Source organism: Citricoccus sp., assembly GCF_032154715.1.
Taxonomy (GTDB): Bacteria; Actinomycetota; Actinomycetes; order Actinomycetales; family Micrococcaceae; genus Citricoccus.
Genome location: NZ_JALDXU010000117.1, coordinates 1 through 9,227, shown reverse-complemented (window position 1 = coordinate 9,227; position 9,227 = coordinate 1). Strand labels below are relative to the sequence as shown.

10 protein-coding genes are annotated in these 9,227 nt (G+C 68.6%); 5 read left to right on the top strand and 5 right to left on the bottom strand.

Going from position 1 to position 9,227, the window contains the following annotated elements:
• Window positions 1-100: 100 nt before the first annotated feature.
• From RUH65_RS14315 to RUH65_RS14305, 3 genes are all read right to left on the bottom strand, one after another.
• Window positions 101-1,420, bottom strand: a complete 1,320-nt coding sequence (locus RUH65_RS14315) for a PhoH family protein (protein ID WP_313818266.1) — start codon at window positions 1,418-1,420, stop codon at window positions 101-103.
• A gap of 355 nt (window positions 1,421-1,775) precedes the next feature.
• Entirely contained in the window at window positions 1,776-2,543 is a 768-nt protein-coding gene (locus RUH65_RS14310) for a YoaK family protein (protein WP_313818263.1), read from the bottom strand.
• Between the two features lie 117 nt (window positions 2,544-2,660).
• On the bottom strand, window positions 2,661-3,434 hold the full coding sequence (locus RUH65_RS14305; RefSeq protein ID WP_313818262.1) for an isoprenyl transferase: 774 nt from the start codon (window positions 3,432-3,434) through the stop codon (window positions 2,661-2,663).
• A gap of 207 nt (window positions 3,435-3,641) precedes the next feature.
• Between RUH65_RS14305 and RUH65_RS14300 the strand changes: the two genes are divergently transcribed.
• The 3 genes from RUH65_RS14300 (at window position 3,642) to RUH65_RS14290 (ending at window position 6,157) form a co-directional block, all read left to right on the top strand.
• A complete protein-coding gene (locus RUH65_RS14300) occupies window positions 3,642-4,418 on the top strand; it encodes a hemolysin III family protein (protein WP_396180341.1) in 777 nt (258 codons plus the stop codon).
• Window positions 4,419-4,508: 90 nt separating this feature from the next.
• Window positions 4,509-5,339 carry an MOSC domain-containing protein gene (locus RUH65_RS14295; protein ID WP_313818261.1) on the top strand — a complete coding sequence of 277 codons (831 nt, stop codon included), beginning with the start codon at window positions 4,509-4,511 and terminating at the stop codon, window positions 5,337-5,339.
• Window positions 5,340-5,491: 152 nt separating this feature from the next.
• On the top strand, window positions 5,492-6,157 hold the full coding sequence (locus tag RUH65_RS14290) for an NAD(P)-binding domain-containing protein (RefSeq protein WP_313818260.1): 666 nt from the start codon (window positions 5,492-5,494) through the stop codon (window positions 6,155-6,157).
• A gap of 70 nt (window positions 6,158-6,227) precedes the next feature.
• On the opposite strand, the gene RUH65_RS14285 is transcribed toward RUH65_RS14290, so the two are convergent.
• Together RUH65_RS14285 and mca are read right to left on the bottom strand one after the other, a co-directional pair.
• Window positions 6,228-6,668, bottom strand: coding sequence for a hypothetical protein (locus RUH65_RS14285; RefSeq protein ID WP_313818259.1), 441 nt, complete (start codon window positions 6,666-6,668; stop codon window positions 6,228-6,230).
• Between the two features lie 47 nt (window positions 6,669-6,715).
• Window positions 6,716-7,636 (bottom strand): mycothiol conjugate amidase Mca, encoded by a 921-nt coding sequence (mca, locus tag RUH65_RS14280; protein ID WP_313818264.1) that lies wholly within the window; start codon window positions 7,634-7,636, stop codon window positions 6,716-6,718.
• A 344-nt stretch (window positions 7,637-7,980) separates the two neighbouring features.
• On the opposite strand from mca, the gene RUH65_RS14275 reads away from it, so the two are divergent.
• Both RUH65_RS14275 and greA read left to right on the top strand, forming a co-directional pair.
• Window positions 7,981-8,409: a DUF4307 domain-containing protein gene (locus RUH65_RS14275; protein ID WP_313818258.1), complete on the top strand. Its 429-nt coding sequence runs from the start codon at window positions 7,981-7,983 to the stop codon at window positions 8,407-8,409.
• Window positions 8,410-8,653: 244 nt separating this feature from the next.
• Window positions 8,654-9,145 (top strand): transcription elongation factor GreA, encoded by a 492-nt coding sequence (gene greA, locus RUH65_RS14270; RefSeq protein ID WP_313818257.1) that lies wholly within the window; start codon window positions 8,654-8,656, stop codon window positions 9,143-9,145.
• The last annotated feature ends 82 nt before the right edge of the window (window positions 9,146-9,227 follow it).

The window sequence follows — 9,227 nt, the reverse complement described above, 5'->3', positions numbered from 1 at the left end:
CCGCTGCACTCGTGCAGCGGCCCCTGATTCTTTAATGTTCTCTGCTTGCCGTCGACAGGCGCCCCGCTGGCTTCGACCCTTCAGCCGGGCGCCACCTGCCTCAGATGCTGGCGTCCTCCAGCAGCTCCGTCACGAGCGCGGCGATCGGCGAGCGCTCCGAGCGGTTCAGCGTGACATGTCCGAACAGCGGTTGGCCTTTCAGGGTCTCGACCACGGCGGCGATCCCGTCATGACGGCCCACCCGGAGGTTGTCCCGCTGCGCGACGTCATGGGTGAGGATGATCTTGGAGTTCTGTCCCATCCGGCTCATCACCGTCAGCAAGACGTTCTTCTCCAGGGATTGGGCCTCGTCCACGATCACCCAGGAATCGTGGAGGGAACGACCGCGGATATGGGTCAGCGGCAGGACTTCGAGCATGCCGCGGTCCACCACCTCGTCCAGGACCTCCGTGGAGACCAGCGCGCCGAGGGTGTCATACACGGCCTGGCCCCACGGGTTCATCTTCTCGTTCTCGGAGCCGGGCAGGTAGCCGAGCTCCTGGCCGCCGACGGCATACAGTGGGCGGAACACCACGACCTTGCGGTGTTCCCTGCGTTCCATGACGGCTTCCAGTCCGGCGCACAGGGCCAGGGCCGATTTACCGGTGCCGGCCCGTCCGCCGAGGGAGACGATCCCGACGTCAGGGTCCAGCAACAGGTCGATGGCCAGCCGCTGCTCGGCCGACCGTCCGTGCAGCCCGAACACGTCCCGGTCTCCGCGCACCACCTGGGTGTTGCCGTGCCGGTCCACACGCCCCAGCGCCGATCCCCGCGGGGACGTGATCACCAGGCCGGTGTTGACGGGCAGGCCATCCGTCTCCGCCAGGGTCACCGCCTCGTTGTCATACAGGGCGCCGATCTCCTGCTCGGTGGCCATGACCTCCGCCGTGCCGGACCAGCCGGAGTCCTTCACCAGCTCATTGCGGTACTCATCGGCCTGCAAGCCCATGGCGGAGGCCTTCACGCGCATCGGCAGGTCCTTGGAGACCACCGTGACGTCCCGGCCCTCGTCCGCGAAGTTCTTGGCGACGGCGAGGATCCGGGAATCGTTGTCCGCGCTCCGGAAACCGTGGGGCAGTACATCCACAGAGATGTGGTTGAGCTCCACCCGCAGGCAGCCCCCCTCTGTGCCGAGGGGGATCGGCGTGTTCAGGGAGCCGTGCTCGATCCGCAGTTCGTCCAGCAGCCGCAGCGCCTTCCGGGCGTAATACCCCAGGTCAGGGTCGTCCCTTTTCTTCTCCAACTCGGAGATGACCACGATCGGCAGGATGACCTCGTGTTCGGCGAAGCGCAGGACCGCCCGCGGATCGGACAACAGCACGGATGTGTCCAGCAGGTAGGACTTCTCACCCACGCTCGTCCGGTCGGCAGGCTGCGTGATGGCCGGGGTGACGGTGGCCGGGGCGGCGATCAGATTCTCCACGGTGGACTCCAGACCGGGGCGCACGCCCCGATGATCGAGGGTGGGATGGGACGGTCCGGCCCCGGGGCCAGCACGGCCCCCGCTGCGTGCTGTCTGGAGTGACGGCATACGGCCTGGCCTTTCCGATCAATCCACGGGATGCGGATGCGGAACCAGGTGGCCCGTTCGCTCCCGCCGGTGACTGATACCACCACGGTAAGCCTCGGGCGGTGGAAATACAGGCAGGAGGCCCTGGTGGCGGATTAACTCTGGATGAATCGGGAGAGACCGTCGCCCCGAACGCCGGATCGGCCCGCGCGCCACGCTGACCGGCTCACGTCGAGACCCTGATCCGTTGGGTGATGCGGGTCCCCCGACCCAGCACATCGCGGAGCACCGGGGGCAATGACGCCAACAGGATGAGGCAGGCACCGACGATGAGGACGTTGAGCCCGAGCCACCAGTACCCGAGGGTGCCGACCACACCGCCCACGAAGAAGAGCCCGACGAGGGTGCTGAGCACGCCCAGTTTCTCCTTGTCCGCCGTGATGCCGACCCGGTCACCGTTGCGGTAGACCAGCCGCCCGAGTTCCACGGCGATATCGGTGACCATGCCGGTGACATGGGTGGTGCGGACGGGAAAGTCGCGAATCTTGGTGATGAGGGCGTTCTGCAGTCCCATGGTGAAACACAACGGCGCCACCAGCACCTCCTCGTAGTCGGGGCTGTCCACCGTGCCGGCGAACAGCCCGATGAGCAGGATCAGCAGCCCCTCGAGGGTCAGCACGTTCGCGTAGCGGCTGGACAGACGCCGACGCCGGCCCCACGTGAACAGGACGGTGCAGCTCATGGCTCCGAGCACGAAGAACACCAGGCTCAGGACCCCGGCACCGACCATGCCCCAGTTCGCGGTGACGATATGGTCAGCCGCCGAAGCGGTCACGCCGGTCATGTGCGAAGTGTAGAGACCCACCACCACGAAACCGACCGAGTTGAGGGCGCCGGCGATCACCACCAGCAGGAAGGCCAGGTGCCGATCGAACAGTGGGGTGCGTCGTGGTCCGGAGAGCAACAGGGCGTAGCGGGAGATCCAAGGCAGCATGGGTTCCACCCCATCGTGCGCAGGTGACCAGCAGGTTTCCGGCCGATCAGCATTCCCCGAGGACTTCCCGAACATTCCCGGAGCGGCCGAGTTGGGTAACCGGGCCGGCGTCGTGCGTCAGGAGCCGAAGCGCCGCTTGCGGGAGGCGAAGTCACGCAGGGCGCGGACGAAATCCACGCGGCGGAAGTCGGGCCAGAGGGCCTCACAGAAGTAGAACTCGGAGTAGGCGGACTGCCACATCAGGAACCCGGACAGCCGCTGCTCCCCCGAGGTCCGGATCACCAGGTCGGGATCCGGCTGGCCGCGGGTGTAGAGGCGGCCGGAGATCTGCTCATCGCTGAGTTCATCGGCGACCTCGGAGGCGGAACGGCCCGCGACGTCCGCCTCCAGCAGGAGCTCCTTGACGGCGTCCACGATCTCCCGGCGCCCGCCGTAGCCCACCGCCACGTTCACATGGACGCCCTCCGCATCGGCGGTCCGCGCCTGGAGATCGGCCAGGGTCTCGGCCAGCCCCGCCGGCAGCAGGTCCGGTGCGCCGACGGCCTGGACGCGGACCCGATGCCCGTTGGCCAGTCCGTCTCCGAGGCGCTTCAGGGTGTTGCCGATGATGCCCACCAGCTGGGACAGCTCCTCCGGAGGGCGGCCCAGGTTATCCGTGGACAGCATGTACAGGGTGACGACCTTGATGCCGAACTCATCGCACCAACCGAGGAACTCATGGATCTTCTCCGCGCCGGCCTGGTGTCCGTCCGCCGTCGTCGCCCCGGAGGCCTTGGCCCAGCGGCGGTTGCCGTCCAGCACCACCCCGATGTGCCGGGGCAGCTTCTCGCGGTCGAGGCTGGAGGCCAGGCGGCGCTCGTAGAAGCTGTAGAGGACGTTCGGAAGGTTCATGGGCGTCCCCTGTCTGGCCGATGGACGTGCCGCGGATCCGGACGGCAGGATCTGAGCGGCACCTGAAACGTCGTGGTGTGGGTGGTCCGTTTGTTCCTACGGTAGCGAACCGCCAGCCCTGTGGCGCACCAGCGGCGCTTCTCTCCCTTCGCACCGACCAGATCTACCCACGGGTAACCGCCAGTTTCCGGGAGTAGTCTGGGAGCCATGGCTCATTCCCCCTCGGACACACCGTCCGCAGGCAGCGCGGCTGCCGCGCCCCAGCCTCCCTCCACCCCGGCGCCTCCCAAGCCGGGGCCTCCCACCCCGGCACGGACGTGGCGACTGGACCGGATCAGGGACCCCGAGCATCCCGAGTTCAAGCCCCGCCTCCGAGGCATGAGCCACGCCGTCATGACGCCGCTCACCCTGGTCGCCGGGATCGTCCTCGTGGCCCTGGCCCCCACGGCGGGCCTGAAGTGGGCCAGCGCGATCTATGCGCTGACCGGTCTACTGCTGTTCTCCGTCTCGGCCGTCTACCACCTCGTGCAGTGGTCACCGCCGGTCGCCCTCGTGCTGAAGCGGATTGACCACACCAACATCATGCTGGTCATCGCCGGCACCTACACTCCCCTGGCGGTGGCCCTGCTGCCGGAGGACAAGGCCACACTCCTACTGGCCGGCGTCTGGATCGGCGCGCTGGCCGGCGTCGCGTTCCGTGTCTTCTGGACCTCGGCTCCGCGCTGGCTGTACACCCCGGTCTACATCCTGCTGGGGCTGGCGGCCCTGCTGTACATCGGCGACTTCTTCGCGGCCCGGGCCGCCGCCGCCGTCCTGGTCTGCGTGGGCGGCGCCTGCTACATCATCGGTGCCGTGTTCTACGCCATCAAGAAGCCCAACTTCCACCGCGAGTGGTTCGGCTTCCATGAACTGTTCCACGCCTTCACCATCGGTGGCTTCGTCTGCCACTACATCGCGATCGTGCTGGCGGTCCTGCAGGTCTGACGTCCTCCCAGCCTCACGTGCAGGCGCCCCCTACCCACCAGCCTCCGGTCTGTGCCACCGCGAGACGGGCAGTGGTGGTTGGATGGGACCATGCCCACCGGACTTCCCTCGCCCCGGCCCTTCGACCTCCCCAGCATCGCCGCCACCTCCACCGCCCTCACCGGCACGGGAGTCTCCGCGCCCAGCGGACCGAGAGTCCCCGCCCCCAGCGGAACGATCACCGCCGTCCGGGTCGGCCGGGTCCGCACGGTGCAGTGGCGGGACGAGGAGGTCCCCACGGGCTCTTTCAAGGAACCCGTGGAGGGGCCGGTGGCCGTAGGACTCTCCGGCCTGACGGGCGACGAGCAGGGCGATGCGGTCCACCACGGCGGCCCCGAGAAAGCCCTGCTGTGTTACGGACGGGCGCACTACGCCGCCTGGCAGTCCGAAGGGCTCGAGCTTCCGGAGGGCGCCCTCTTCGAGAACCTCACCGTGGACGGCCTGACGGAGTCCGAGGTCTGCCTGGGGGACGTCTGGGATGTGGACGGGGTGCGGCTGCAGGTGACGCAGTCACGGCGCCCCTGCTGGAAGCTGTCCTCCCGGTGGGGCATCCCCGATCTGGCCCGCCGCGTGCAGTCCACCGGCCGCACCGGGTGGTACCTCCGGGTGCTGACGCCGGGGGCGCTGCAGGCCGGTCAGGTGATGACGCTGATCGAGCGCAGTTCCGGCGCGGTGGACCTGGCCGAGCTGTCCCGCGTGATGAACGTGGACAAGGCAGACCTCCCGGCCATCGAGCGGATCCTGGATTCCCCCGGTGTGCCGGAGCGGTGGCGGACCACCCTACGGCGGCGCCTGGACGTGCACCGGATCCGGACGGACGGCACTGACGGCCCGGATGGCCGGTTCACGGACGAGGAGGACGCCGACCGATTGCGCGGGTGACCTCAGCCACGGCAGGAATACCCACGCCGCCCGCTGGTGTTTCCCTCAGTGAACTCTGACTCGAGAACTGACTCGAGAACCATCGGCCTCGTGAGTCGCGCTCCGGCACGGGCGTGCTCCACCGCTGGAGGCCACCTACGGCAAAGGAATCCATGACGACCACGGCAGTCACTCCCGGCAGCATCGGCATTCTCGGCGCAGGCCGAGTCGGGGCAGCAGTGGCCCGCCGGGCGGTCGAATCGGGCTACGAGGTTCGCATCGCCACCGCCAGACCCGCCCGGGAGATCGCGTTGCTGGCCGAGATCGTCACGCCCGGTGCCATCGCCGTCGATGCGGCGGAACTGGCGGAGACGGACCTGACCGTCATCGCGATCCCGTTGCGGAGGTACCGGGATCTGGACCCGGCGCACTTTGCCGGCCGGACCGTCGTCGACGTCATGAATTACTGGGCCCCCACGGACGGCGAGCAGCCGGATTTCGAGCGGGATGCCCGCTCCACCAGTGAGGTCATCCAGGATCACCTGCACGACGCCCTGCTGGTCAAGTCGCTGAACCACATCGGCTACCACGATTTGGAGTCCGACCACCGGGCCCCCAGCGCTGCGGATCGCCGCGCCCTGGCCGTCGCCAGCGACCACGAGCAGTCGCGCGCCGTGGTGGCCGCCTTCATCGACCGGATCGGCTTCGATGCCGTCGATGCCGGCCCGCTCGCCGCCGGGCGTGTCTTCCAGCCCGGGACGGAGATCTTCAACGGCACCCATTCGGCGGAGCAGTTGCGTGGCCTGCTGGCCGAGGCCTGCGCGGGGGTTCGCGCCTGACCGACGCCTCCGGCCGAGCTCCGGCCGGCTCAGGTCTCGGTCCTAGCCGGGCTTCCGCCCCCGCCCGAGATCAATCGCGGCCGGAGTCCGGAGCCTTCGGTTCCGGGGCGGGGCTGTCGAGGTAGCCCGGGTACTTCTTCTGGAGCCGGGCCCGCTGGAGATCGACGTCGGACGCGGCTCGCGAGTCCGGGTCCACCTCGTCGTGGGGATGGCGCACATCTTCCGGCAGGTGCCCCTGGTAGCGCTCCACGAGCATGTCCTCGGCCTGCGAGGACCGGTACTGCACCCGCCGGACCGAGCGGACCATGAGGCGGATGACCACGATGGCCATGGCGACCATCAGCGCCGTGAACAGGAATCCCTCGATGCCGGGTGTGACCTCGGTCTGGTCGAGTCCGGGACGCAGCGTCGGCTCCTGCACCCCGGGCAGCGGCTGTTCCGACGCCTCGCCACCACTGCTGGACGCGGGGGCGGCAGAAGGGGATACGGCAAGGGGAAGGAAGGCGATCACGGTCACCCAGTCTACCGCCCCCGTACGACGGGCCGGCCCGCGCCGGGTCAGCGCAGTCCGGTGAAGAGGTCCGTCTCCGGCAGCGTGGTCTCCACGCGCGAATCGATCAGGACGTAGTCCTCCCACGGCCAGGTCCGCCGGAGCAGGGCGTTCGGCGTGGCGAAGAATTGACCCTCCGGATCGATCTGGGTGCGATGGGCGCGCAGGGCGTTGTCCCGGTGCTCGAAGTAGTCGGCGACGTGGATCTGGGTGGTGACCTGGTGGCTGGTCAGCCGGAACCGCGCCGGGGCGGTGGCGGATGGCACGTCCCGCTCGGCCGCCTGGGCCTCGGCCTGCTCCTGCTCTTCCAAGAGCTTGCGGAACCACTCCAGCCGCTCCGTGTACGGGGACTCCTCGCCCGCCGCCAGGTAGGCCTCGTGCAGGGCCCGGTACTTGTCCGGGTTGAAGGCGCGGTCGTAGTAGAGCTTGGACGGCGTCCAGGCCTCGCCGGTCCCGGGGTACCGTTCCGGGTCCCCCGCGGCCCGGTAGGCCTCCACCGTGACCTCGTGTGACTTGATGTGGTCCGGGTGCGGGTAGCCGCCGATCTCGTCGTAACTGATCAGCACGTGCGGACGGAACTCCCGGATGACCCTGACCAACGGGGCCGCCGCTTGTTCCAGGGGAAGAGTGCCGAAACTGCCGAAGGGCAGCGGAGGCATCGGATCACCCTCAGGCAGTCCGGAGTCCATGAAACCGAGCCACCGGTGCTCGATGCCGAGAGCGGCCCCGGCCTCCTGCATCTCGGTCCGCCGCACGCCGGTGATGTCCCGGTCCAGGCGCACCGTGTCCCCGTAGCCCGGGTTGAGCAGGTCTCCCCGCTCGCCCCCGGTGCAGGTCACCACCATGACCTCGGCACCGGCGGCTTCGTAGGCGGCCATCATGGCGGCGCCCTTGGAGGACTCGTCATCCGGGTGGGCGTGGACGGCCATCAGCCGCAGTCCCTGGGACGCCGGCACACCCCCGGCCTCGGGAACGGCATGATGCACCTCGGGTTCGACGGAGCCGTACGACGTCTGCCCCACGGACACCCCGAATTCCGGCGCGACGGTGCCGTCCCGGTGGTCCAGGTCGTCCAGGTTGCTGGGATTCGTACTGCTCACGTGGCCTCGGCTGCTTTCCCGTCCCCGGGCACCCGCCGGTGTCTGCGGGGGTTCGGGACGGCATATTCGGGGACCGGTCGGTCCGGGGAATGAACTGCGGTGGACGGTGGCACGCCGGGATATCATGGAGTGATATGACTTCTACACCCCAGACCTCAGCGGAGCCTGCTCCGATGGACAGCCTAGCGAACCGGTATGGGCGCCCCCAAAGGACCCGCCCCCCGTTCGCTCAGCGCTGGGGAAAGTGGATCGCCGCCGCAGCCCTCGCCCTGGCGGTGGGGGTCACCGTGTGGTTCACGGCTTCGGCCAACGCCCAGACGCTGGGGTGGAAGGACGTCGGTTTCACGATCAAGTCCTCCACGCAGGCCTCGGTGCGGTTCCAGCTGACCAAGGACCCCGAGGAGACGGTCCAGTGCGCCATCCAGGTGCTCTCCGAGGAGAAGGCCGTGGTCGGCTGGCGTACCGTCACCATCGGCCCGGAGGCGGCGCCTGCGGACGCCGGGCCCGCCGGCACCCCGACCTACTACGACGTCGGCCTGCGCACCGATGCGCTCGGCGTCAACGGCGGCGTGAACGCGTGCTGGCTCCCCGAGGGGTCGTGAGACGCACATCACCTCGAATATGACGTTTCTGAAGCACATCCGTTAGAATCAGGACCAGTACGCTTCAACCCCGCCTGTCAGGGGCTGCCCGTGGAACACCGGGTGGCTCCGCCGGCGGGGTTCTTGCATGATCGCCCCCCGGGCCGCAATCGGCGGCTCAGCATCATGCACGCGGCAGCACCGGCAGTCCCTCAGCGGCGTACCGGAGTGCCGCTGACGAGCAATTCGAAGGAGACACGTGTCCATGAGCAACACCGATAGCGCTCCCTGGCTGACCCAGGAGGCCTACGACCGCCTGAAGCAGGAACTGGATCAGATCTCCGGACCCGGCCGTCAGGAGATCATCGACCGCATCGAGCAGGCGCGCGACGAGGGCGACCTCAAGGAGAACGGCGGTTACCACGCCGCCCGCGAGGAGCAGTCCAAGAACGAGGGCCGCATCATCGAACTCAAGCGACTGCTCGAGACCGCCCAGGTCGGTGCCGCCCCGGAAGACAACGGTGTCGTGGAGCCCGGCATGGTCGTCGAGGCCAAGATCGCCGGCGACCTGGAGGCCTTCCTCTTCGGCAACCGCGAGATCGCCGATGACAAGGACTCCATCACCGTCTACTCCGAGCGCTCCCCGCTGGGTGCCGCCATCCAGGGATCCAAGGTCGGAGACAAGCTGACCTATGCCGCCCCGAACGGCAAGGACATCGCGGTGGAGATCGTCTCCGCCAAGCCCTACAGGCCCTGATTCTCACGCGGACCCGGCACTGACAGCCAGGCCCGTCCGGCAGGGTCCCCTCCCTGCACACCGCTTTCCCGACGGGGGGGGG